The 23,424-nt window shown below is 63.9% G+C and carries 20 protein-coding genes; 9 read left to right on the top strand and 11 right to left on the bottom strand.

Annotated features, from left to right (window positions below; translation table 11 throughout):
• Positions 1–75: 75 nt before the first annotated feature.
• From DFR67_RS06145 to DFR67_RS06155, 3 genes are all read right to left on the bottom strand, one after another.
• On the bottom strand, positions 76–1,485 hold the full coding sequence (locus DFR67_RS06145) for a phenylacetate--CoA ligase family protein (protein WP_110468744.1): 1,410 nt from the start codon (positions 1,483–1,485) through the stop codon (positions 76–78).
• A 76-nt stretch (positions 1,486–1,561) separates the two neighbouring features.
• On the bottom strand, positions 1,562–2,323 hold the full coding sequence (locus DFR67_RS06150) for an SDR family NAD(P)-dependent oxidoreductase (RefSeq protein ID WP_110468533.1): 762 nt from the start codon (positions 2,321–2,323) through the stop codon (positions 1,562–1,564).
• Between the two features lie 293 nt (positions 2,324–2,616).
• The gene (locus tag DFR67_RS06155; RefSeq protein ID WP_158539910.1) at positions 2,617–3,198 is read right to left on the bottom strand and encodes a TetR/AcrR family transcriptional regulator; all 582 of its coding nucleotides are present in this window, start codon (positions 3,196–3,198) and stop codon (positions 2,617–2,619) included.
• 204 nt (positions 3,199–3,402) lie between these two features.
• Here DFR67_RS06155 and DFR67_RS06160 point away from each other — a divergent pair, with 204 nt between their 5' ends.
• From DFR67_RS06160 to DFR67_RS06195, 8 genes are all read left to right on the top strand, one after another.
• Positions 3,403–3,726 (top strand): 2Fe-2S iron-sulfur cluster-binding protein, encoded by a 324-nt coding sequence (locus tag DFR67_RS06160; protein ID WP_110468535.1) that lies wholly within the window; start codon positions 3,403–3,405, stop codon positions 3,724–3,726.
• Positions 3,723–4,943: an NAD(P)/FAD-dependent oxidoreductase gene (locus DFR67_RS06165; RefSeq protein ID WP_110468536.1), complete on the top strand. Its 1,221-nt coding sequence runs from the start codon at positions 3,723–3,725 to the stop codon at positions 4,941–4,943. Before DFR67_RS06160 ends, DFR67_RS06165 begins: the two co-directional genes overlap by 4 nt.
• Positions 4,944–5,076: 133 nt before the next feature.
• Positions 5,077–5,577 (top strand): flavin reductase family protein, encoded by a 501-nt coding sequence (locus DFR67_RS06170; protein ID WP_110468537.1) that lies wholly within the window; start codon positions 5,077–5,079, stop codon positions 5,575–5,577.
• Between the two features lie 110 nt (positions 5,578–5,687).
• Positions 5,688–6,797 carry an LLM class flavin-dependent oxidoreductase gene (locus tag DFR67_RS06175; RefSeq protein WP_110468538.1) on the top strand — a complete coding sequence of 370 codons (1,110 nt, stop codon included), beginning with the start codon at positions 5,688–5,690 and terminating at the stop codon, positions 6,795–6,797.
• A 133-nt stretch (positions 6,798–6,930) separates the two neighbouring features.
• The gene (locus DFR67_RS06180; RefSeq protein WP_110468539.1) at positions 6,931–7,275 is read left to right on the top strand and encodes a Zn-ribbon domain-containing OB-fold protein; all 345 of its coding nucleotides are present in this window, start codon (positions 6,931–6,933) and stop codon (positions 7,273–7,275) included.
• A complete protein-coding gene (locus DFR67_RS06185) occupies positions 7,272–8,417 on the top strand; it encodes a thiolase family protein (protein ID WP_110468540.1) in 1,146 nt (381 codons plus the stop codon). Before DFR67_RS06180 ends, DFR67_RS06185 begins: the two co-directional genes overlap by 4 nt.
• A complete protein-coding gene (locus DFR67_RS06190; RefSeq protein ID WP_110468541.1) occupies positions 8,414–9,652 on the top strand; it encodes a cytochrome P450 in 1,239 nt (412 codons plus the stop codon). The genes DFR67_RS06185 and DFR67_RS06190 overlap by 4 nt, the downstream gene beginning before the upstream one ends.
• Positions 9,649–10,140, top strand: coding sequence for a hypothetical protein (locus tag DFR67_RS06195; RefSeq protein WP_110468542.1), 492 nt, complete (start codon positions 9,649–9,651; stop codon positions 10,138–10,140). Before DFR67_RS06190 ends, DFR67_RS06195 begins: the two co-directional genes overlap by 4 nt.
• A gap of 70 nt (positions 10,141–10,210) precedes the next feature.
• Here DFR67_RS06195 and DFR67_RS06200 read toward each other — a convergent pair whose 3' ends face one another.
• From DFR67_RS06200 to DFR67_RS06225, 6 genes are read right to left on the bottom strand one after another with little or no spacing between them, the layout of a single operon-like run.
• Positions 10,211–11,830: an AMP-binding protein gene (locus tag DFR67_RS06200; RefSeq protein WP_110468543.1), complete on the bottom strand. Its 1,620-nt coding sequence runs from the start codon at positions 11,828–11,830 to the stop codon at positions 10,211–10,213.
• A gap of 20 nt (positions 11,831–11,850) precedes the next feature.
• Positions 11,851–12,687 carry an HpcH/HpaI aldolase/citrate lyase family protein gene (locus DFR67_RS06205; RefSeq protein ID WP_170135198.1) on the bottom strand — a complete coding sequence of 279 codons (837 nt, stop codon included), beginning with the start codon at positions 12,685–12,687 and terminating at the stop codon, positions 11,851–11,853.
• 23 nt (positions 12,688–12,710) lie between these two features.
• The gene (locus DFR67_RS06210; RefSeq protein WP_425451251.1) at positions 12,711–13,232 is read right to left on the bottom strand and encodes a MaoC family dehydratase; all 522 of its coding nucleotides are present in this window, start codon (positions 13,230–13,232) and stop codon (positions 12,711–12,713) included.
• Positions 13,229–14,401 (bottom strand): acyl-CoA dehydrogenase family protein, encoded by a 1,173-nt coding sequence (locus DFR67_RS06215; protein ID WP_110468544.1) that lies wholly within the window; start codon positions 14,399–14,401, stop codon positions 13,229–13,231. The genes DFR67_RS06210 and DFR67_RS06215 overlap by 4 nt, the downstream gene beginning before the upstream one ends.
• Positions 14,398–16,425 (bottom strand): acetyl/propionyl/methylcrotonyl-CoA carboxylase subunit alpha, encoded by a 2,028-nt coding sequence (locus tag DFR67_RS06220; protein ID WP_110468747.1) that lies wholly within the window; start codon positions 16,423–16,425, stop codon positions 14,398–14,400. Before DFR67_RS06220 ends, DFR67_RS06215 begins: the two co-directional genes overlap by 4 nt.
• 5 nt (positions 16,426–16,430) lie before the next feature.
• Positions 16,431–18,017, bottom strand: a complete 1,587-nt coding sequence (locus DFR67_RS06225; RefSeq protein ID WP_110468545.1) for a carboxyl transferase domain-containing protein — start codon at positions 18,015–18,017, stop codon at positions 16,431–16,433.
• Positions 18,018–18,411: 394 nt separating this feature from the next.
• On the opposite strand from DFR67_RS06225, the gene DFR67_RS06230 reads away from it, so the two are divergent.
• Positions 18,412–21,963, top strand: a complete 3,552-nt coding sequence (locus DFR67_RS06230; RefSeq protein WP_110468546.1) for an indolepyruvate ferredoxin oxidoreductase family protein — start codon at positions 18,412–18,414, stop codon at positions 21,961–21,963.
• Between the two features lie 102 nt (positions 21,964–22,065).
• On the opposite strand, the gene DFR67_RS06235 is transcribed toward DFR67_RS06230, so the two are convergent.
• Positions 22,066–22,701 (bottom strand): TetR/AcrR family transcriptional regulator, encoded by a 636-nt coding sequence (locus DFR67_RS06235; RefSeq protein ID WP_110468547.1) that lies wholly within the window; start codon positions 22,699–22,701, stop codon positions 22,066–22,068.
• A 51-nt stretch (positions 22,702–22,752) separates the two neighbouring features.
• Complete coding sequence (locus tag DFR67_RS06240) at positions 22,753–23,424, bottom strand: methionine ABC transporter permease (RefSeq protein ID WP_211324953.1); 672 nt, start codon at positions 23,422–23,424, stop codon at positions 22,753–22,755.

Consider the following 23,424-nt stretch of genomic DNA (forward strand, 5'->3'; position numbering starts at 1 on the left):
TCAGTTCGGTTGAGAGACTGGCTGTTCGGACATTGTCTGTAGGACACCAGCGCACGCGTCGTCGATCGCGCCGGCTCAGCGAGTGGCGCGCCGATCGACCACACGCCTGGCCTTGAATACGGTCCGGTCGAGGGTCCCGGGCTCTACCAGGGTGATCGGTATCCGGATTCCGTTGACCTTCTTCATCGTCTTCTCGCCTTCGGCGACCAGCTCGGCCAACGCGGCGCCTTTACCCGAAGAGTCCCGCGCGTTCCCGGCGAGCCACACCGGATCGTACTCGGCACGAACCTCGATCTCGTCGAGCGCGCCTTCGGTGCGCACGTGGATCTCGAACTCGACGTCGAAGCCCTCGACACTGCGCAGACACGTCTCGATCGCACTGGGGAAGATGTTGGCGCCGCGGATCAGCAACATGTCGTCGAGTCGGCCGAGTACCCCTTCGGGCATTCTCGGGTACGTTCTGCCGCAGGAACACACCGAGTTGTCCAGGAAACTCTCGTCTCCCGGGGCGAACCGGATCATGGGTTGCGATTCACGCCACAGATGCGTGTAGACGATCGCGCCCCTCGTACCTTCTCGCAGAGGGGAATTGTGATCGGTCGGAGCGACGATCTCCGGGTAGACCTCGTCCGAGATGATGTGGGTGCCGGTTCCGGATTGGCAACCGACATTCGTCTGGAACGGATACATCTCGGAAGTCGAGCCGGCATCGATGGCTCGCGCACCCCAGCCTTCCTCGAGGAGTCGCTTGGTTCCGGGCAGGCTCCCGCCGGGCTCGCCGCCGATCAGCAGGGTCTTGACCGAGCTCTCCCGGAGCGAGATCCCCATCTTGGACGCCACTGAGATCAGATGCAGGCAGTAGGACGGAGTCGCACTGAACACGGTCGGCTGCAACCGACGGATGAATTCGAGATGCTTCTCCGAGTCGGTCACCCCGAGCGGGAACAGGGCTGCACCGATCGCCTCGACTCCCTGCACCACGCCCCAGCCGCCGAAGAACAGTCCGAACGGGAATCCGACCTGCACCAGATCGTCGGGACGCACTCCCGCACACCATTGCGCCATCGCGTGAACCTCGGCGGCCCGGTCCCAGTCCGCCTGGGACACCGCATACATCGTCGGGGTACCGGAGGTTCCGGACGAACCGTGGATACGCGCGATGCCCTCATACCCGTCGAACTTGGTGTAGCTACCGAAGATCGGGTGGGCCGCCTGGTCCGCCACCAGCATCTTCTTGTTGATGGCGGGCACCTTCGTCGCGAAGTCCTCGAGACTTCCGACCATGTCCGGCGTGAACCCGTGTCGATCGTAATGTTCACGATAGAAGGGCAATTCGTCGTACACATAGTGGAGCTGGTGCACGATGCGCTCCAAGATCACCTTGGCGCGGACGTCACTGCTCATCGTCTCGCGTTCCTCATCCCAGTACTTCGGGAATCCACGAGAGTCGGTCGACGAACTACGTGCTTCGGGGGATCTGGCCATCGAACTGGTCCATCCTTTACGAATGCTGGTGGAGGGGCTGATCAAGGCGTCGCCGGGTGCGACGCCTCGCCGCCGGTCAGCCGGCACTTCCCTTTGCGTTCCAGCCTCCGTCGACGGGCAGGATCTCGCCGGTACAGAACTCTGAGTCGTCGGAGAAGAAGAAGGCTGCTGCATTGGCGATGTCTTCTGGGCGGCCCAACCGGTGGATGATGTGAGCGTTCATGAAGTTCTCCCGCATGCTCTCCGTCGTGTTCGCCAGGATCGGGGTGTTTATCGTGCCCGGGCAGATGCAATTGCACCGGATGCCGCGTGGCCCGTACTCGAGTGCGACCTGCTTGGTGAGACTGACGACGCCGCCCTTGGCGGCGGAGTACGCGGCCAGGTTTTCCAGACCCTTCAGAGCAGCCATGGACGCGATGTTGACGATGCTCCCCGAACCCTTGGAGAGCATGTGCGGAATCACCGCCTGCATGCCCAGCCAGACACCGCGCAGGTCGGTCCCGACGACCAGATCCCATCCGTCATCATCGAGATCTACGACGGTGTCCGGTCCGAGCGTGTTGGTCACTCCTGCAATGTTTCCCAGAAAGTCCACACCGCCGAACTCCTTGAGGGCCGTCGCCACCAGATCATCCCAGCTGTCGCGTTGACGAACGTCCATCACCACGTGAACAGCCTTGCCGCCGTTGGCAACGATCTGCTTGGCAGTCCTGTCGTCGGCCTGCAGGTCACCGATGACCACCGCAGCCCCCTCGGACGCCGCGCGCAGCGCGGTCGCCTGCCCGATCCCCTGAACGCCACCAGAAATCACTGCGACCTTGTCAGCCAATCGATTCATCTCGCTACATCCTTTTCGTAGTGCCGCACTGGCGGTGAAAACCTCGCATTCGAGGATCGGACGTGTCGGCCGGTCATCGGGTTCGGCGGACTGGGAGTGATTGCACGCTGCCGGCAATCGTCCACGAGTGAGAACAGTGGCAGTCCACTTGCAACCGAAGGCAACCGTTCGTTTGCCTACACAAGACAAGTGTGTCCTAGGCCACTTTCACTGTCAAGCAGAATTTCAAACACCAGGTGGATTGCCGGGCCGGATTCATCGGCGATCCGGGCCGTGTCCGCCCCCGGGAACGGTCAACCACTCTTGCGCGCGAGGGAGCCAGAGAGAAATATGTCGGCCATCTGGCTGGCCTGCGCGCGGGCAACAGAACGATCCCCCGGGACGTACCACCGAGTCATCCAGTTGAGGGAACCCACCAGCATCCGCGCTGCGAGGTGGCTATCGATGGAGCTGTCGAATATCTGCATGCGTCGACCCTCGTCGATGATCTCGGTCAAGAGCGACAGGTACTCTCGGTCCATCGCCGCCCATTCCGGCGATATCCCTTTCCCGACGATCTCCTGCAGATATACCTGAACATACGGCAGGTTGTCCTCGATGATGTCCGCGTGGATCAACGCCACCCGGCGGACCTTTTCCGAGGGTGGCAGGTCCGACCCCGCAATCCTGCGGACCTCGGTGAGCAGATGATCCGCAGGTGATCTCACCACTGCGAACAGCAGGTCTTCCTTGTTGGTGATGTAGTTGTACAAACTGCCCTTGAACATGCCGACCTCGGCAGCGATGTCCTCCAGAGAGGCGGCGCTATAACCCTTCTGGCTGAACACCTTGGCAGCAGCCTGCACCACGTCAGGCCAGCGGCTCGGTCGCGGCACATCTTCTCCAATTGATCGATGGTTCAGTACTCCACATCATAGAACGCCCGCCCGGCTGCACTCGAACAATGCAGCCGGATCCACCGATGCCTTGGACCACGTCGCCGAGTGGTTCGCACTGGCCACCAGCTGGACTGTTTAAACTACCGTACGTTTGGTAACGTCTTGTTTCAGACGGTTCACCCGGAATCAAAGGAGGTCGACATGCCGATTGTCACGTACGTGGACGATGCTGGCGAAGCGCAAGAGATCGACGGCCAGGACGGAGACTCGGTCATGGAGACCGCGGTGACGAATGGCGTCTCGGGAATCGTCGGACAATGCGGTGGATCACTCGCCTGCGCCACCTGCCATGTCTACATTCATCAATCATGGAGAACCAGAACGGGCTCCGCCTCTGAACTCGAAGAAGAGATGCTGGAAGGGGCCCTCGCCGAGCACCGTCCGGAGAGCAGACTGTCCTGCCAGATCGTGCTCGACGACAGCCTGGACGGACTGACCGTGACCGTGGCACCGGACCAGTTGTGACCGGAGGAGTGGCCATCGTTGGCTCATCTCACGCCGGCGTGAACCTGGCCGCATCGCTCCGCGCGCTCGGCTACGCGAGCGAGATCACCATCTTCGGCGAAGAGTCCTCGGCTCCCTATCAGCGGCCACCGCTGTCCAAGAAACTGATGACCACGCCCACAGGGCCACTGCCGGTGCCGCTCCGGTCGCCGGCGTTCTTCGAGTCCCGCGCGATCAACGTCGTTCTCGGCACCCGAGTCCTCTCGGTGGATCGCGCGACGGGACTCTTGGAGACATCGCAACAGGCTCAGGTCCCGTTCGATCGGGTTGCACTCGCCACCGGCGCCCGCGCCCGCAAGTTGGACGTACCCGGTGGCGAGCTGACCGGTGTGCACTACCTCCGAACCTTGGAAGACGCAGGTCAGCTGCGTCAGCATGCGTGCGACGCATCCTCGGCAGTCATCATCGGGGGCGGTTTCGTCGGACTGGAGGTCGCATCGTCGCTGTCGGCGGCCGGAAAGTCTGTCACGGTTCTCGAGTCGAGCACCCAGCTCATGGGCAGATCCCTCACAGCGACCACGGCCGGCTTCTTCGAAAAGGTCCACCGCAGCGCAGGGGTGGACCTGCACCTGTGCGCACGAGTGGATGCGCTGGTCGGACAGGACGGTGATGTCATGGGCGTTCGGCTGGCAGACGGCACCGAGATTCCCGCAGACCTTGTCGTGGCAGGCATCGGCGCCGTTCCGCGGACCGACCTGGCCCAGCAGATGGGACTCGAACTCGCCGACGGGATCGTGGTGGATGAGTACGCCCGGGCCAGCGATCCCAGGGTCGTCGCCATCGGCGACGCCGCGGTCTTTCCCCATCCGCTCCGTACCGGCGGGCGGACCCGTCTGGAGTCGGTACAGAACGCCGATGAGCAGGCGACCATCGCTGCCAACACCCTGCTCGGAAACCTCGTTCCCTACACCTCGGCGCCCTGGTTCTGGTCCGATCAATTCGGTTTCAAGTTGCAGATGGTGGGCGCACCGAAGGTCGTCGACCTAGAGGTCGTCCGAGGCTCGCCCGACGGCGACGACCTGTCCGTGCTGCTCTACTCATCCGGCCGAATCGTCGGCGGCGAGTTCGTGAATTGTCCGGCAGATTTCGTCGCGGTACGTAAGGCCATCGGTGCCGGCACACATCTCCCACCCGAGATGGCCTGCGATCCCGGCGTCCCGCTGAAATCGCTCCTGTAATTGCCGACCTGCAGGTCTTCGATTGACCCGAGAAATTTCCTGTGATGGGCGCCACATCCGTGATAACCTACCGTTGGTTTGCATACGAAGTCCGCACCCGCCAGAGGTGCCCGCAACGAAGTCGAGGTGGAGCATGGAGGAAGTTACCGGCAGGTCTTTCGACCTCGGCGAACTGCGAAACATCTTCGGCAGCTTTCCGAGCGGCGTCACTGCCCTGTGCGCAATGGTGGACGACGTACCGGTAGGAATGGCTGCGAGCTCGTTCGCTTCCGTCTCGATGGACCCACCCCTGGTTTCGATCTGCGTGCAGAACGAATCCAGAACGTGGAAGCGGTTGCAGAACAGTACTTCTCTCGGAATCAGCGTGTTCGCAGAGGCACAACGCGAAGAATGCCTCAGGATGTCCCTGAAAGAGGGGGACCGTTTCGCGCGCGTCGAATGGGAGCAGTCCGGACGGGGTGCCGTCCACCTCAAGAACGCAGCGGCCACCTTGACCTGTCGGCTTCATTCGGTTGTTCCGGCCGGTGACCACGGCATAGCCCTGCTTCGAGTCGATGACGCTTCGTGCGACCACGACGTCGATCCCCTCATCTTCCATCGCAGCATGTTTCGAGCCCTTCAGCTACTGAGTTGATCCTGTACAGCGCGGTTCTGGCGAGTCTGAACAGCATCAGAAGATGCCTTCCCAACTGTTCCACCACAGCATTTTCGTTCAAATGAGTTTCCGATCAAGGAGGATTGACGATGAAATTTGGAATCTTCACGATGCCCGAGCATCCGCCACGGGAGAACTGGACTCTGTCCTACGACCGTGACATCGATGATGTCGTGCTCGCCGAGAAGCTGGGTTTCGACGAGTACTGGATCGGCGAGCACCACACCGGCGGCTACGAAAACGTGCCGGTGCCCGAATACATGCTGGCCAAAGCGTCGGCGGTGACGCATCGGATCAAACTCGCGACCGGAGTGGTCAATCTCCCCTTCCAAGACCCGTTCCAAGTCGCCGAGCGTCTCGCTTTCCTCGACCACCTGACCCACGGTCGGTTGATCTACGGATTTGGCGGCGGCGGTCTCCCGTCGGACAAAGCCCTGTTCGAGATGCCGGTCGAAGAAGGAACCCCTCGCACGAACGAGGCGCTCGAGATCATCGAAAAGCTCCTCGTCTCGGAAAGCCCCGTCGATCACGACGGCATCTTCTGGCAATACAAGAATCGTCAGCTACAGGTCGGGCCCCATCAGATGGTGCCGCCCTTCGCCGTCGCAGGCCTCACCGGCACACACAACTTTCGCAAGTGCGGTGAACGCGGCTGGATTCCGGTCAGCGTCTACTTCGCGCCGCTCGACTCCGCAGACAACCCACACGGTCCCGACCTAGTCGACCACGCGAATGCCATTGTCGCGGGCGCGAAGGATTCCGGCCTCGATCCCGATCTCGCCCGCGAACAATGGCGAATCTCGCGCGAGGTCTATGTTTCCGCGAACAAGAACCAGGCGATGAACGAGATTCGTGAAGGTGTCAACAGGTCGTACGATTACCTTCTCGGGTTGGGCCTGGGAGCGTTGATGAAACGTGACATCGAGATGGCCGATGCTGATCTCACCTTCGACTGGATGGTCGAGAACATTCCATGGGTGATCGGCAGCCCCGAGGATTGCACTCGCCAGATCAACGAGATCAACGAAGCCGTGGGCGGCTTCGGTCACTTCCTCATCAATTCACGCGACTGGGTCGGCACCGACTACTGGAACAGATCGCTCGAATCGTTCGCGCGCTACGTGATGCCACAGTTCCAACCGAACCAGCGACTCGCACGACGCGAGGCCTTGGCGGCGAAAGCCCTGGGCAAGAGCTGACGACGACCGCTGATTGCCCGCTCGCCGGCCGGTCCGGCGGGCGAGTGGGCATGTCCCCGGCGCCCCGTCAGCCGGGTGTGGGCGAGATACTGCCTGGCCCGAGAACATCGACTTGTCGAAATGAGGTAGGCAGATGAAGGATCCGAGGCCTGTGGTCACCGACCTGCGCGTGCACGGAGTGGTCTGTGAGACATGCGGATTGGCGATGGCGACCGCACGCCCGAGGTGCGCCGAGTGCCGAAGTTCAGTAACCGCTGCAGAATTCGGCCCCGAGGGCTCTGTCTTCGCATCGACCATCGTGAGAATTGCAGTGGCAGACCGTGAACCGCCCTATGCGCTCGCATACGTGAACCTCGACAACGGGCCACGGGTCCTCGCACACGTCGTTGGCCCACTCGACCTGCCGCCGCAAGTCGGTGGCAGGGTTCGCCTCCTACCCCAGGTCGACGGCGATCTCCGCGTCGAGGTGACTCGATGACTGCCTGGATCACTGCGGCCGGCACCTCCCAGTTCGGAAAACAGCGGGACAAGTCGATCAGCGAACTGGCCTGGACGGCCATTGGTGAGGCATTCGATGATCTGGATGCCACGGCGCCACCACGCATCGACGCCGTCTACGTCGGCAACGTCTTCGGGGAACCAGGTATCGCGGTCCGCGCGGTGCAGGGCTTCGGGATAACTGAAGTACCGGTCTTTTGTTTCGAGAATGCTTGCGCAAGTGGCTCGGTCGCACTCCACGAAGCCAGGATCGCCATCGAAACCGGCAGGTTCGAGCAAGTTCTCGTGCTCGGGATCGAGGCCATGACCGGGCTCTTCACAGGGCCCATCTCTCCTCAGCAAAGCGACGCGGAAGGACGCAGTGGGCTGGCGATGCCCGCGCTCTACGCAATGTCCGCGAGCAGGTGGCTCGCCGAGGATCGGGTGACGGTGGATCAACTCGCGGCGGTGTCGGTGAAGAACCACGCACACGCGCTGTTCAACCCGCGAGCCCAGTACAGCGGCAGTTACGACATCGCCCAGGTGCTGGCGTCCCCGATGATCAGCGATCCGCTCACCCTCTTGCAGTGCAGTCCGTTGTCGGACGGGGCGGCGGCCGTAGTCGTCAGCGCACACTCGACAGGCGCTCAATCGGTGAAGATCAGCGCAACCGAACATCGATCCGGCAAGGCCTGGGACCACCGCAGCGACGCGGTCTGGGGCTACGACATCGTTCGCGCGACCGCCACTGCGGCGTATGACGCAGCCGCTATTTCGCCAACGGACGTCGACTTCGCCGAAATACACGACGCCTTCACCATCGGTGAATTGGTGACCACCGAGGCTCTGCGCCTGGCGCCCGAGGGCGCTGCCGGACGGTACGCCCTGGGCGGCACCACCGCGCTCGGTGGATCTCTCCCGATCAACCCGTCGGGCGGACTGCTGTCGCGGGGTCACCCGCTCGGGGCCACCGGGGTCGCACAGGCCGTCGAGGCGGTGTGGCAGCTCCGTGGAGACGCCGGAGGCCGTCAGGTCGACGGGGCGCGCCGAGCCCTCACCGAGACGATGGGCGGCGGAGTCAGCGGCAGTGACGGCAACTCCTGCGTCGTATCCATATTTGAGCGAAATGAGGACGCAGCATGAGGTCGGGCGCCGACGATATACTGGGACCCACAGCGGTCGCAGACCCCTACTCGTACTTCGCCGAGTTGCGCGCCACTGATCCCGTGCACTGGATCGCTTCCTATCGGTCGTGGTTCGTCGTTCGGCACGACGACGTCTCCGAGGCTCTCAAGAGTGAGGATTTCTCGTCGGATCGTATCGCCCCGGTCATCGAGCGTCTGCGATCGAAAGACAGACCGGACATCTCCCTCATCGAGACTCTCGAATTGCTCAACGGGTGGCTGGTCTTCCGGAATCCGCCTGAACACACGAGATTTCGGCGACTTGTACACAAGGCGTTCTCGCCGCGCATGATCGCCGCCATGCGCGAAGAAGTCGTCTCCGTCGCAGGTGAGCTGATGGACCTCGCGGTCGCACGGAGTTCACCCGACCGGCCGACCGACCTCATCCACGAGATCGCTTACCCATTGCCCGCCATCGTCATTGCCGGAATGCTGGGTGTACCACCTGAGGACAGGGACCTTTTCAAGGACTGGTCCGACGACATCTCGGCGCTGGTCTTCGGTGCACTCGACGACGAGGGAAGGCATGAGCGGGCCCGGCATGGAATGAGCGAACTGGTCCGCTACATCGGCGAACTTCTCGATCGCGTCCGCCTCCAACCCGGCGATGACCTCGCGACTGCACTCGTCGAGTCACGCGACGGTGAGGACGGGCTGACGAACGAAGAACTCATCGCCATCTGCGTCAACCTACTGTTCGGCGGACACGAGACCACTACGAATCTCATCGCGAACAGCATGCTCGGCCTACTGAAGAATCCGGAGCAGAAGGAACTCCTTCGCACCGATCCTGCGATCATCGGGGCGGCCATCGAAGAGTTCCTGCGCTATGACGGGCCTGCAAAATCCGTCGTCCGCGTCGTCGCAGCCGACACCGAACTGGGAGGGAAGTCGATGAAGCGCGGGGATCGGGTATTCCTCATGCTGGCGGGGGCCAATCACGACCCCGAAGTCTTCGATCGACCCGACGAGCTCGATCTACGGCGTAAACCCAACAAACACATCGGCTTCGGTGCCGGCGTCCACTACTGTCTGGGCGCATCTCTGGCACGACTGGAGGCGAGCGTCGTGATTCCTCTTATGCTGGAGCGTTTTCCCGAATGCGAGCTCGGTTCCGAACAACTAGAGTGGGATCCCGTCCTGCTGACCCGAGGCATGAAGCACCTGCCGGTGTTCTTGCACGCCGATCGATGACCGCGCACCTCTCGCTCGCAACCCGCAGTCCCCTGCGACTGTTCATACCGACCCGGTGTGGTGCGGCGCCCGTCGACCCCTCGGACGCCCGACAGTGGAGGGAGTTCACAGACCCGTCTGGTGACGTCACGTTCATCCGTTCCGACTATCTCGCGGGTGCCCATCGGCTGACCCAGAATCTGCGCAGTCGCAGTTCATCACCTACCTCCCAGCCCACCGCGGTAGTACTTCAGATCGAAGTGGTGATCGATCGCGACCCGGCGACCGCTCGCCTAGCACTCGGGGGCGAGCCTCGCCGCGTCGACCATGGGCGGCCTACCTTCCAATTCGTGGGATCGCCTGCCGGGCTTACCGGATTGGTGGCAGACATCTACATTGCCGAGGTGGCCGACGGTGTCGCCTTCGTCCCGCTGCTCCGGGCTCAGCACGCGCAAGACATCTGCGGGGATGTCGCAGCCCGGCTGCGCCGAAGAGGGATGATGTCCTGAACCGCGGCGCATCCGACGCGACCCCGAAACGAGCGAGGACCTTCCCGGGCCGGGCCGGGCCGGCCCGGGATCACCCCCCGAGTAAGCCGACGGCCTGCTCTCGCATCTGCACTTTCCGGACCTTGCCGGTGACCGTCATCGGGAACTCGTCCACGATGTGCACGTACTTCGGAATCTTGTGCCGCGCCACCTTGCCGGCCGCGAACTCTCGCAGGTCTTGCGCCGTGAACTCTCCGGCGCCGTCGCGCAGCCGGACCCAGGCCATCAGTTCTTCGCCGTACTTCTCGTCCGGGACGCCGATCACCTGGGCATCGAGGATGTCGGGATGGGTATAGAGAAACTCCTCGATCTCGCGGGGGTAGATGTTCTCCCCACCCCGGATGACCATGTCTTTGATCCGGCCCGTGATCTGCACGTACCCATCGGCATCCATCACGGCGAGATCACCGGTGTGCATCCACCCGTCAGAGTCCAACGCCTCCGCCGTCTTGTCCGGCTGATTCCAATAACCGACCATCACGCTGTAGCCACGTGTACAGAACTCGCCTGTCTCACCGCGTGGGGCGGTTTCGCCTGTCACCGGATCGACCACCTTGATCTCCAGGTGCGGACCCACCCGACCCACAGTGCCCACCCGGCGCTCGAAGGTGTCGTCGGCGCGGGTCTGTGTGGACACCGGCGAGGTCTCGGTCATGCCGTAGCAGATCGACACCTCGGACATGTGCATCTTGTTGATGACCTGTCGCATGACCTCCGCCGGACACGGCGAGCCCGCCATGATGCCGGTGCGCAGACTGCTCAGGTCGTACTCGTCGAAATCGGCGAGCGCCAGTTCGGCGATGAACATCGTCGGCACGCCGTAGAGACTTGTACACCGTTCGCCCTCAACCGCTTTGAGAGACAGCGCCGGATCGAAGCCGGGTGCCGGGATCACCATCGCCGCACCGTGGGTGGTGGCCGCGAGATTGCCCATCACCATGCCGAAGCAGTGATAGAACGGCACCGGGATACAGATCCGGTCGGCGTCGGTGTAATTGCAGAGTTCGCCGACGAGATAACCGTTGTTCAGGATGTTTCGATGAGACAGGGTGGCACCCTTGGGATTTCCCGTCGTACCGGACGTGTACTGGATGTTGATCGGATCATCCGGTGACAGTGCCGCTGCCGCGGCGTCGAGTGCCGAGAGTTCTGATTCGTCCGGTGTCGAGATGAGTTCGGCCCATTCCGGCGAACCGAGGAGTACCGCCGTCTCGAAGTCCGGACATTTCTCGAGCGCGGTGGCGAGCATCGCGGCGTAATCGGCATCGCGGAATTGCGGTGCAGCGATCACGATGCGGGCGCCGGATTGGTTCAGCGCGAACTCGATCTCGGTCTGTCGGTACGCCGGGTTCAGGTTGACCAGGACCAGTCCGAGTTCTGCGGTGGCGTACTGGGTCAACACCCATTCTGCGCAGTTCGGAGCCCACAGACCCACGCGATCGCCCCGCGTGAGCCCACTGCGTGCGAGCCCGGCAGCCAGCGCGCGGACGTGCTCGCGGAACTCACGGTACGTCCAGCGCCGCCCCGTCGGGACGTCCACGAGGGCGTCGTTGCCGGAGAAGTTCTCTGCGGTCTGCCGCAGCGATTCTCCGATGGTGACGGTCAGCAGTGGCGGGTTCGACTCGCCCTGGGTGTACGACAACTCGCTCATCTTCGACGCTCCTGATTGGTTTAGGTGCCGATGGACTCGGCCCGGCGCATGATCGCCTCCGCCTGACCGAGCAACGGCGAATCGATCATCTGATTCCCCACCCTGAAAACGCCCCCTGGATTGTGCTGCGCCGCATCGAGAATTTCCCTGGCCCAACTGACCTCGTCCTCGGTCGGGCGATACGCCGAACGCACGATCTCCACCTGCGACGGATGAATACATGCGGTGGCCTCGTAGCCGAGGTTCACCGCGTCGAGGGCCTCCGCGTGCAGACCGTCGGTGTCGGCGATCTCGATGTGCACCGAGTCGATCGCGAAGCGGCCATGGGTGGCGCAGGCCAACCGGACCATCGCTCTGACCTGACGGACCACGTCGCGATAGCGTCCGGTGTTGTCCTCGGCGGCGGTGAAACGACTCGAGCGACCCCCCATGGCGGCGACCAGGTCTTCTGCACCCCACATCAGTCCGATGCAATTGGGTGCCGCCGCGATCTCATCGGCGTGCATGGCACCGGTGGGTGTCTCGATCAGCGCGATCACCTGGTATCCGACGCCGGCGACTTCCTCTGCGCTCTCCGCCTTGGCCAGCATGACCACGCGGTAGTCGGTCTGTGCGAGCGCTTTGATGTCCCTGAAGTGATCACCCGTGCCCGCGGAGTTGATGCGCACGATCGTGATGTTCGGATCGATCGGCGTATTGACCAGGGCTTCGCGCGCCTCGTCCCGAGATTCAGCGCGAACAGCATCCTCGAGATCGATGATGACGGCATCGGCTCGCTCCGCCGCCTTGGCGTACCGCTCCGGTCGATCGGCCGGGCAGAACAAAATCGCCGGCCCGGGTGGGCTCCAGTTGGTCACCGTGGTTCCTCCTGTGTGGTGTTTTACGGTTCCTTGCGTATCAGGGTCGAGCGCTGCGCGATGGCCACAACATCGCCGTGCTGGTTCTTTCCGACATGCCGCAATGACACCACGCCTTCACCGGGCCGCGATTTGCTTTCCCGTTTTCCCGTGCAGACCGTTTCGGCGTACAAGGTGTCGCCGTGGAACATTGGTTTGGGGAAAGCGATCTCCGAGAAACCCAGGTTCGCCACCAGAGTTCCCTGCGTCAGCTGGCTCACCGACAGACCGACGATCGTCGACAACGTGAGCATCGAATTCACGAGGCGCTCTCCGCCGAACCCCGGTTGGGTTGCGGCGAAAGCAGCATCGAGGTGCAGCGCTTGAGAGTTCATTGTCAGTGTGGTGAACAGTACGTTGTCTGCCTCGGTGACGGTGCGCCCGGGTCGGTGCTCGTAGACCGTGTCGACCTCGAACTCGTCGAACCACAAACCTCGCTGAGTCACCTTCTTGGGCTCGTCACCACCACCGACACCACCACTGTGATCGAGCTCCGAACCGCTCACGAGAACCCCAATTCGCGGGCGATCAGCATGAGCTGGACCTCGGTGGTCCCCTCACCGATCTCGAGGATCTTCGAATCCCGGTAATGCCGCGCAACCGGGTACTCGTTCATGAATCCGTAGCCACCGTGAATCTGCGTGGCTGCACGGGCATTGTCCATCGCGGCTTCACTGGAGACCAGTTTCGCGATGGCCGCTTCCTTTTTGAAGGGCTTGCCGGCCAGCATTTTCGACGCGGCGTGGTAGTACGCCGTCCGCGCGGTGTGTGCCCGCGCCTCCATCCGGGCGATGGCGAACGACACCGACTGGTACTCCCCGATCGCGCGGCCGAACGACTGCCGTTCCTTGGCGTATTTGACGCTTTCGTCGACGCATCCCTGCGCCACGCCGGTCGCCAGCGCCGCGATGGCAATGCGGCCCTCATCGAGGATCGACAGAAAGTTTGCATATCCGCGACCGCGCTCGCCGAGCAGGTTCTCCACCGGCACCCTGGCGTCGGAGAAGCTCAGCGGATGGGTGTCCGAGGCGTTCCAACCGACCTTGTTGTAGGCAGGTTCGGCCACGAATCCCGGTGTGCCGCTCGGCACGATGATGGTGGACAGCTCCTTGCGGGGCCGACCGTCCGGACCTGGTGTGCGATCGCCGGTGACCGCGGTGACCGTCACCAGCGAGGTGATGTCGGTGCCCGAGTTGGTGATGAACTGCTTCGAGCCGTTGATGATCCAGTGATCACCGTCTTCTTTCGCGGTGGTCGCCGTCGCCCCGGCATCCGACCCGGCACCGGGCTCCGTCAAACCGAAGCCGGCCAGTGCACGACCAGCGGTCAAGTCGGGCAGCCAGGTCTGCTTCTGGTCTTCGCTGCCGAACCGATAGATGGGCATCGCTCCCAGGCCGACCCCGGCCTCGAGGGTGATGGCCACCGACTGGTCGACCTTGCCCAGTTCCTCCAGTGCGAGGGACAACGCGAAGTAGTCGCCTCCCATGCCGCCGTATTCCTCCGGGAAAGGCAGTCCGAACAGGCCCATCTCCCCCATCTGGCGCACCACGTCGTAGGGGAAGCTGTGTTCGGCATCGTGTTTCGCCGATACCGGTGCAACTACGGATTTCGCGAAGTCGGCAACGGTTTTGCGTAGCTCGTCGTATTCCGTTGTCAGATCATCGGTCACGCTCATGCGGGGGTTCCTTCCGAATTGTCGGCCACGCTCGTATCGGTGATCGTGGCAAGAGTCGCACCGGAGGTGACCTTGTCGCCGACCGCAACGTTCACGGTGAGGTCTCCGGCTCGCGGGGCAGTGAGGGTGTGTTCCATCTTCATCGCTTCGACCACCAGGACCGGCGCTCCGGCCTCCACCGAATCGCCGCCCGCATTCAGCACGGCGACCACCGTGCCGGGCATCGGGCTGGTGATGACGCCGAGAGCTTCGGCGTCCCCGGAGGACTTGAGAATGCGCGCCTTTCCGACCTGCCAGGTGCCGGGTGCTCCCGCGACCGTGCCACTGACCCAGTAGGTGTGGTCGGTGTCGGTGACGTGTTCGAGTTGCGAACTCGGCTTCGTCTCTGCGATCAGCCAGCGCGCGCCTGCGCCGTCGATGACGAGCCGCTCGCCCACCAGGGACGCCTTCGCGGTCCACTCCCCGACGCTCACGTGGGCGTCGGTCTCAGGACCGGTGACATCCACCGTCACCACCTCCTCGCCCACCTGCAGTCGGGTGCGGGTCGGTGCCGCGCCGCCGATCCGCCAACCGACCTGTGAGGTCCACGGCGAACTCCCATGCCGGGCCTGCCGCACCCGATGCAAACCGATGAGCGCCAACGCCTCCGGAGGCACCAACGTAGGCCGGTAGTCCACGATCAGCCGATCGAGTAGCTCGGTGTCGAGGTCTCCGTCGCGCACCTTCGGCTGGTCGAGGACGAAGTCGCAGAAGTCGATGTTCGTCTGCACACCCAGCACGTGGGTGCCTGCCAGGGCGGCCCGCAGCCGATCGATGGCGTCGGCCCGGTCATTGCCGTGCACGATCACCTTCGCGAGCATGGGGTCGTAGTCGCTGCCGACTACGCCTCCGGTGACGATGCCCGAATCGACCCGGATGCCGGGGCCGGCCGGTTCGTCGACCAGCAACAGGGGTCCGCCCGTGGGAAGGAAACCGGCCGCCGGGTCTTCGGCGTAGACCCGGGCCTCGACGGCGTGCCCGGTCATCGTCACGTCGTCCTGCCCGAAGTCCAGTTTCTCACCGGCCGCGACCCGCAGTTGCCAGTCGACCAGGTCGATACCCGTGACCAGCTCGGTGACCGGATGCTCCACCTGCAGCCGAGTGTTCATCTCCATGAAGAAGAACTCGTCGGGCTTGTGCGCGGACACGATGAACTCCACCGTCCCGGCGCCGGTGTAACCGACCGAGCGGGCGGCATCGCGGGCGGCGGCGCCGATCCGCGCCCGGGTGACCTCGTCCAGCAGTGCCGATGGCGCCTCTTCGATGACCTTCTGGTGGCGCCGCTGCAGTGAACACTCACGTTCCCCGAGATGCACGACGTTGCCGTGGGCATCGGCGAGGACCTGCACCTCGATATGTCGCGGGGTGTCAACGAACCGCTCCATGAAAAGCGTGTCGTCCCCGAACGCGGCAGCGGCCTCACGGCGGGCTGTGCGCAGCGCTGCAGGCAGTTCGGCCGGATCGGCGACGCGGTGCATCCCCTTGCCGCCGCCACCGGCGCTCGGTTTGATCAGCACAGGGAATCCGATGTCGGCTGCTGCACCGATCAAATCGTCGTCGGTGAGTCCTGGGCGCGAGATTCCGGGCACCACGGGAACATCACGCTCCGACACCGCGGCGCGGGCGGCGATCTTGTCGCCCATCACCTCGATGGCCTTCGCCGGCGGCCCCAGGAAGATGATCGACGCATCCGCGAGCGCCGTGGCGAATGCGGAGTTCTCCGACAGGAAGCCGTAGCCGGGATGCACCGCATCGGCGCCCACCCGCTTGGCGGCCGCGATCACTGCCTCGATGCTCAGGTAGCTCTCGGTGGCGGAGGCCGGGCCGATTCGGACCGCTTCATCAGCGAGTCGCACGTGCAGGGCATCGGCGTCGGCGTCGGAATAGACCGCGACACTGCGAATTCCGGACGACTTGAGCGTCCGGATCACCCGGCAGGCGATCTCGCCTCGGTTGGCGATGAGGACCTTCTTGATTGTTGTCATCTCACTCACATCCGGAAGACGCCGTAGGAGACCGGCGCGAGCGGCGCATGACGCGCGGCCGCGAGTGCCAGTCCGAGGACGGTACGGGTGTCGGCGGGATCGATCACGCCGTCATCCCAGAGTCGGGCGGTCGAATAGTAGGCGTCCGACTGACGTTCGAACTGCTCGCGGATCGGCGTCTTGAACTGTTCCTCGTCCTCGCTCGACCATTCGTCACCACCGCGTTCGATCTGATTGCGCCGCACGGTGGCCAAGGTGTCGGCGGCCTGCGGGCCACCCATCACCGAGATCCGGGCGTTCGGCCACATCCACAAGAAGCGCGGCGAATACGAGCGCCCGCACATCGAATAGTTCCCCGCCCCGAAGGATCCACCGATCATCACGGTGAACTTGGGTACTCGCGCACAGGCCACCGCGGTCACCATCTTGGCGCCGTTCTTCGCGATACCGCCCTGCTCGTACTCCTTACCGACCATGAAGCCGGTGATGTTCTGCAAGAACACGAGCGGGATCTTGCGCTTGTCGCACAGTTCGATGAAATGCGCTCCCTTGAGGGCACTTTCGCTGAACAGGACGCCGTTGTTGGCGATGATGCCGACGGGATGGCCGTGGATGTGCGCGAAAGCGGTCACCAGCGAGGTACCGTATCCGGCTTTGAACTCATTGTATTCGCCACCGTCGCTGATGATCTCGATCACCGAACGCACGTCGTACGGCGTGCGCGCATCGGTGGGCACCACATCGTAGAGGTCGGTCTGCGGCACGCGAGGCTCGCGGATCGGCTGCACGTCCCACTGCGGCGGTTCGGCCGGGCCCAGGGTCGCGACGATGCCGCGCACCCGCTCGAGTGCGTCCTCATCGTTGTCGGCGAGATGATCGGTGACGCCGGAGACGGTCGAATGCATCAGTCCGCCACCGAGGTCCTCGGCCGTGACGTCTTCGCCGGTGGCGGCCTTCACCAGCGGCGGACCCGCCAAGAAGATCGTGCCCTGGTCGCGGACGATGACCGTCTCGTCACTCATCGCAGGCACGTATGCACCACCCGCCGTCGACGATCCCAGGACAGCGGAGATCTGCGGAATGCCCGCGGCACTCATGTTGGCCTGGTTGAAGAAGATTCGGCCGAAGTGATCACGGTCCGGGAAGACCTCGTCTTGCTGCAGCAGCATCGCGCCGCCGGAGTCGACGAGGTAGATGCACGGCAACCGGTTGGCGGCGGCGATCTCTTGCGCCCGCAGATGCTTCTTGACCGTGACGGGGTAGTAGGTACCGCCGGAGACGGTGGCGTCGTTGGCGATGATCAGACATTCGCGGCCGGCGACGCGGCCGATCCCGGCGATCACACCGGCGGCCGGCACCTTGCCCCCGTACATGTCCTCGGCCGCCAGCGGCGCTATCTCGAGGAACGGGCTGCCCGCATCGAGCAGGGTGTCGATGCGCTCCCGTGGGAGCAGTTTGCCGCGGCCCAGGTGCCGCTCACGCGCCTTGTCGCCTCCACCCAGCGCGACGCGATCGAGTCGGCGCCGCAGCTCGACGAGATTGCTCTCGTGCGCCTGCCGCCACTGGGACGTGGCTGCCGTCGTGGACACCAATGTCCACCCCTTTCAGTTAGGAGCGATTAACTGAAATCACCATAAGCGCTGGCAAGCCCATTGTCACGTGATTCGCCAGTTTGATTAGCCGGGACGAGCGAACTCGCACCGCCCGCGTGCGGCCCGCGTGCTCTGGACGAGGGAGCGAGGGAGCGCAGCGACTGAGTCGACCGAGGAAGAGCACGCGATAAAGGGCCGCACGCCCCGCGTAGCGAAGCGGAGCGAAAAAACACAGCTGGTGAGACGAAGAAACAAACCCGACCCACTCGCTACCCGACCACCACTCCCGTGACCACCGTCACAACCGTGCAGTACGATCGGCGTTACCCAAGTGCACGTCCTCGCCCCACCACCCCCGGGGCGGAACAACAACATAGAGAGCCGGGAAACACCCATGACCCTCGCAACGCAGCACCACAACGAAGGCGATCACGATCGCGATCCACTGGGCGGTAACGCCTCGCCCGTGGAATCCTTCTCGCTCGACGACCGGTACACCAGAGAGACCGGAACGGTGTATCTCACCGGTATCCAGGCCCTGGTCCGCATGGTCCGTGACCGCGCAAAACTGGATCGTCGCCAGAATCTCGACACCGCCTCGTTCATCTCCGGTTACGAGGGCTCACCGCTGGCAGGGTATGACCTGGAGATCGCCCGGCGCGCCCGGTACCTCGCCCCCTTCGACGTCGTTCATCGCCCCGGACTCAACGAGGAAATCGCCGCCACCTCGGTGATGGGTTCGCAGGTCGCTGCCCAGGTCGGCACGCTCGCCGGAACCACCGCGGGCATCGTCGGCTATTGGTACGGCAAGGCGCCCGGTCTCGACCGCGCGACCGACGCCCTGCGACACGCCAACATCATCGGCACCCACCCGACGGGCGGTGCCGTCGCCCTCGTCGGCGACGATCCCGGTGCGAAGAGTTCCACCGTCCCCTGCGCGTCCGAGATGGCGCTAGCCGACCTGTACATGCCGATCCTGTACCCGGCCGATTCCCAGGACATCCTCGACCTCGGCGTGCACGCCGCCATCATGTCCCGCGTGTCGGGTCTGTGGACCTCTATGAAGATCTCGGCGCACGTCGCCGACGGTGCTTCCACCGCCGACGTGCACCCCGACCGCATCCTCCCCGTGTACGGAGACCTCGGCACCAGCCCACACGTTCCGAGCGGAAAGTTGCTGGGCGCCAACCTGATGGAGCTCGAACAAAACCAACTCACCACCAGGCTCCCACGGGCGGTCGAGTATGCCCGTGTCAACCGACTCAACCGGATCACCACGCGCTCCGGCGACGACCGCATCGGAATCGTCGCGGCAGGCAAGACCTACATGGACGTCCGGGAAGCACTGCGGCTCATCGGGATCAGCGACGCCGACCTGGCAGGCCTCGGGATCCGCATCCTCAAGATGGGTATGGTCTACCCGTTCGAACGCGAGATCATGGACGACTTCATCTCGGGTCTCGATGAGGTGATCGTCGTCGAGGAGAAGCGCGATTTCCTCGAGACGATGATGCGAGACATCCTGTTCCGACGTCCCGACGTACCGAACATCGTCGGGAAACTCAACGAAGACGGTTCGACCCTGTTCTCGCGGTTCGGCGAGCTCGACATCGATTCGGTCACCCGCGGGCTGGCCAACCGACTGGCGAAACAGCACCGCGTGCCGGCCGCTGTCAACTGGCTCGAGACGAAAGGCCGCGGACGCGGACGCATCGAGCTGCCCCTGGCGGTCCGCACCCCGTACTTCTGCTCGGGTTGCCCGCACAACAGCTCGACGAAGGTCGCCGACGGCACCCTGGTCGGCGCCGGGATCGGTTGCCACGCGATGGTCCTGCTGATGGACCCGAGCCAGGTCGGCGATATCGCCGGCGTCACCCAGATGGGCGGCGAGGGCGCGCAGTGGCTCGGTATGTCGCCGTTCGTCGAGCAGCACCACTTCGTCCAGAACATCGGCGACGGCACCTTCATGCACTCGGGATCGCTGGCGGTGCGGTCGGCGGTGGCCTCCGGCGCCAACATCACCTACAAGCTGCTGTTCAACGGAACCGTGGCCATGACCGGCGGACAGGACCCCGTCGGCCAGATGACCCTGCCCCAGATCGTCAATCTGTTACTCGCCGAACGTGTTCAGAAGGTGGTCGTCACTTCGGACGATCCCATCCGCACCAGGGCGCTGGGCTTGCCCGGCGGTGTCGAGGTGCGTCCTCGCGACGAGATGATGCAGATCCAGCAAGATCTCGCGACCACATCGGGTGTCACCGTTCTCATCCACGACCAGGCCTGTGCAGCCGAGACGCGACGCAAGCGCAAGCGCGGCAAGGTCGAGACCCCGAAGCAGCGCGTGATGATCAATGAGCGGATCTGCGAGGGCTGTGGCGACTGCGGCGAGAAGAGCAATTGCCTGTCGGTGCATCCGGTGGACACGGACTTCGGACGCAAGACCCACATCGACCAGAGTTCATGCAACCTCGACATGTCGTGCCTGAAGGGAGACTGTCCCTCGTTCGTCACCGTCACCCCTTCAGACAAGGAACGGGCACGCCATACCGTCGCGGACATCGCGGCCGGTGTCCTACCTGCCCCGACGATCACGAAGGACATCAACGACGGGTTCACGTTGCGCGTCACCGGCATCGGTGGCACCGGCATCGTGACGGTGTCGCAGGTGATCGCGACCGCTGCCGTCCTGGACGGGCATGTCTCCCGGACCGTGGACATGACCGGGATGGCCCAGAAAGGCGGTGCGGTGGTCAGTGACGTGAAGGTGAGCGCGGGCGTCGTCGAGCAGGCCGCCAAGGTCGCCGCGGGCGACTGCGACCTCTACCTCTCGTGTGACGGCCTGGTCGGTGTCGATCCGGCGAACCTGAAGGTCGCGTCGCCGGAGAAGACGACTGCCATCGTGTCCACCACCAAGATCCCCACCGGCGCCATGGTCATCGACACCTCGGTGTCCTACCCGACCGACTCTGAGATCTCGTCATCCATCAACCGCTCCGTTCGTCGAGGTATCTACGTCGACTCCGGCGCACTCACGCTCGACCTGTTCGGTGACGAGCAGTTCGCGAACATGCTGATGGTCGGCGCGGCGTACCAGTCCGGTGCGATGCCGATCTCGGCCGAATCGATCGAACGGGCCATCGACCTCAATGGCGTTGCCACCGAACGCAACCTGCAGGCATTCCGGCGCGGTCGCCAGGTGGTCGCCGACCGCGACGCTGTCAGCGAGGCCATTGCGGCGGCTCACCCGGCGCCGGCACCGTGGCAACCCAGTGCCAGGGCCGTGGCTCTCACCGCATCGATCGCGTCCGCCAGTCCCGAGGTGATCGCCACGGTGCAACGACGTATCGACGAACTCACCGAGTACCAGGACTCGGCGTACGCATCCGACTACGCGCAGTTCGTTGCACGGGTCGCTCGCGCCGAGGGTGATCCGGCGGCGTCTGGTCTCACCGACACCGTGGCCCGGAACCTATTCAAACTCATGGCCTACAAGGATGAGTACGAGGTCGCCAGGCTCACCCAGGATGCCGCGTTCGCCAGTGAGGTCGCCGACCAGTTCGGTGACGACGCCAAGGTCGCGGTACGTCTGCACCCGCCGACGTTGCGGGCACTGGGCATGAAGAACAAGATCGCGATCGGCCGGTGGGGCGTGCCCGCCATGTCGGCATTGGCGAAGGCGAAGCGCCTGCGCGGGACAAAGCTCGACCCGTTCGGCCGTGCAGAGGTGCGGCAGACCGAGCGCGCGCTCATCGCCGAGTACCGGGACATGATCGATTCCCTCCTGGCTGCCATGGCCAAGGGAACCGTCGGGAAAGACCTGCGCCACAGCGCCATCGCGCTCGCCGGCCTACCGGACATGGTCCGCGGCTACGAGGACATCAAGATGGGCAACGTGGAGCGGTATCGCGCCGCGGTGGCCGAGCAGCGAGCGGCACTGGGCATCTGACTCGACCCCGCTCATTGCAGACGCTCCACCTTTGCGAGGACGCGCCACATATTTGTGGCGCGTCTTCGTACAGGTGGAGCGTTTGTGGGAGGAACGCCGTATTCAGCTCAACAAAGCCGAGTGTGCCATCTCGGCGAGCAACGCCGACTGGCGGGCAGTGTCGAGTTCGGGCAATCGGGGTGATGAGTTGATCAGTCCGAACACCGCTTGAACCCGTGTTTGGGCCTCCTGGCGTGGCATCGGATCACCTGGCATCGGATCACTCAGGCGGACGAGCACATCGGTCCACAGCTCGACGTACTTACGCTGCAAACGTCGGACTTCGCGCCTGGCTTCGGGTGTGAGCGATGACATGTCCCGATCCTGGACCGTGATCAGTTCGGGCTCGGTGGTGGCGAAGCGCACGTGGAAGGCGATCAACCCGCGCAGCGCGGTCTCCGCGTCGTCGGACTCGCTGAGTACATCCTGCCCACCGCCGAAGAGCCGTTGCGATATGTCGACGAGCATCTCCGCGAGAACTGCGTCCTTGCCGGAGAAGTGCCGGTACATGGCAGGGCCGCTGATACCGACCGCAGCACCGATGTCCTCCAGCCGCACTCCTGCGAACCCGCGTTCGGCCATCAACCTCGCAGCGGCCGCCAACAACTCCCGGCGCCGGGCTGCCTTGGCCTGGCCACGGCGGGTCACCGGCGCCGGTATCGGCGTCGGACCTTCTGCATCGTCAGCTGCTGCGGTCATCGTCGAATCAGACTACCGGCCCCGAGCAAGGCACCTACCCGGCGATCGGTGTCATCGATGCAGCGCCCGCTTGGCCAGCCAGTTGCCCAGCAGTTGGCCGAGCTGCACCAGGACGATCAGCATGGCGATGACGACAACAGTGAGCTTCCAATTGAACTGCTGGTAGCCGTATTGCTGTGCGAAGTCGCCGAGTCCGCCGCCGCCGACATAGCCGGCCATCGCGGACATGTCGACGATCGCCACGAAGACGAACGCATAACCCAGGATCAGCGGCGGTAGTCCTTCGGGGATCACCACGGTCAGCAGGGTGCGGGTGCGGCTGGTGCCCATCGCCCGGGCGGCTTCCACCACACCGGGGTCCACGGCGATCAGGTTCTGCTCCACCACACGACCGATGACGAAGACGGCCATGACGGTCATCGGGAAAATCGCCGCTTCGGTACCGATCCTCGTTCCCATCACCTCTTTCGTCAGCGGCGCCATCGCCGTGATGAAGATGATGAACGGGATGGGTCGCACGATGTTCACGGCGACGTTGAGGACGTGGTAGACCACGGCGTTCTCGAGGAGATTGCCCGGGCGGGTCGCGTACAGCAGGCCACCGAGTCCGAGTCCGATCACGCCGCCGATGACGAGGGTGAACCCGACCAACTGGAAGGTCTGAATCACCGCCTCCCACAACACCGGACGCAGTTCCGGGGTGATGATGTCTCCGAGAAACAC

Origin of the sequence: Williamsia limnetica (genome assembly GCF_003217475.1) — a bacterium.
Classification (GTDB): Bacteria; Actinomycetota; Actinomycetes; order Mycobacteriales; family Mycobacteriaceae; genus Williamsia; species Williamsia limnetica.

Coding starts and splice junctions, on each gene's coding strand:
- DFR67_RS06150 (WP_110468533.1), bottom strand. CDS start 2,323: ATGAATCGATTGGCTGACAAGGTCGCAGTGATTTCTGGTGGCGTTCAG.
- DFR67_RS06145 (WP_110468744.1), bottom strand. CDS start 1,485: ATGGCCAGATCCCCCGAAGCACGTAGTTCGTCGACCGACTCTCGTGGA.
- DFR67_RS06175 (WP_110468538.1), top strand. CDS start 5,688: ATGAAATTTGGAATCTTCACGATGCCCGAGCATCCGCCACGGGAGAAC.
- DFR67_RS06190 (WP_110468541.1), top strand. CDS start 8,414: ATGAGGTCGGGCGCCGACGATATACTGGGACCCACAGCGGTCGCAGAC.
- DFR67_RS06170 (WP_110468537.1), top strand. CDS start 5,077: ATGGAGGAAGTTACCGGCAGGTCTTTCGACCTCGGCGAACTGCGAAAC.
- DFR67_RS06185 (WP_110468540.1), top strand. CDS start 7,272: ATGACTGCCTGGATCACTGCGGCCGGCACCTCCCAGTTCGGAAAACAG.
- DFR67_RS06220 (WP_110468747.1), bottom strand. CDS start 16,425: ATGACAACAATCAAGAAGGTCCTCATCGCCAACCGAGGCGAGATCGCC.
- DFR67_RS06230 (WP_110468546.1), top strand. CDS start 18,412: ATGACCCTCGCAACGCAGCACCACAACGAAGGCGATCACGATCGCGAT.
- DFR67_RS06200 (WP_110468543.1), bottom strand. CDS start 11,830: ATGAGCGAGTTGTCGTACACCCAGGGCGAGTCGAACCCGCCACTGCTG.
- DFR67_RS06160 (WP_110468535.1), top strand. CDS start 3,403: ATGCCGATTGTCACGTACGTGGACGATGCTGGCGAAGCGCAAGAGATC.
- DFR67_RS06180 (WP_110468539.1), top strand. CDS start 6,931: ATGAAGGATCCGAGGCCTGTGGTCACCGACCTGCGCGTGCACGGAGTG.
- DFR67_RS06215 (WP_110468544.1), bottom strand. CDS start 14,401: ATGAGCGTGACCGATGATCTGACAACGGAATACGACGAGCTACGCAAA.
- DFR67_RS06235 (WP_110468547.1), bottom strand. CDS start 22,701: ATGACCGCAGCAGCTGACGATGCAGAAGGTCCGACGCCGATACCGGCG.
- DFR67_RS06195 (WP_110468542.1), top strand. CDS start 9,649: ATGACCGCGCACCTCTCGCTCGCAACCCGCAGTCCCCTGCGACTGTTC.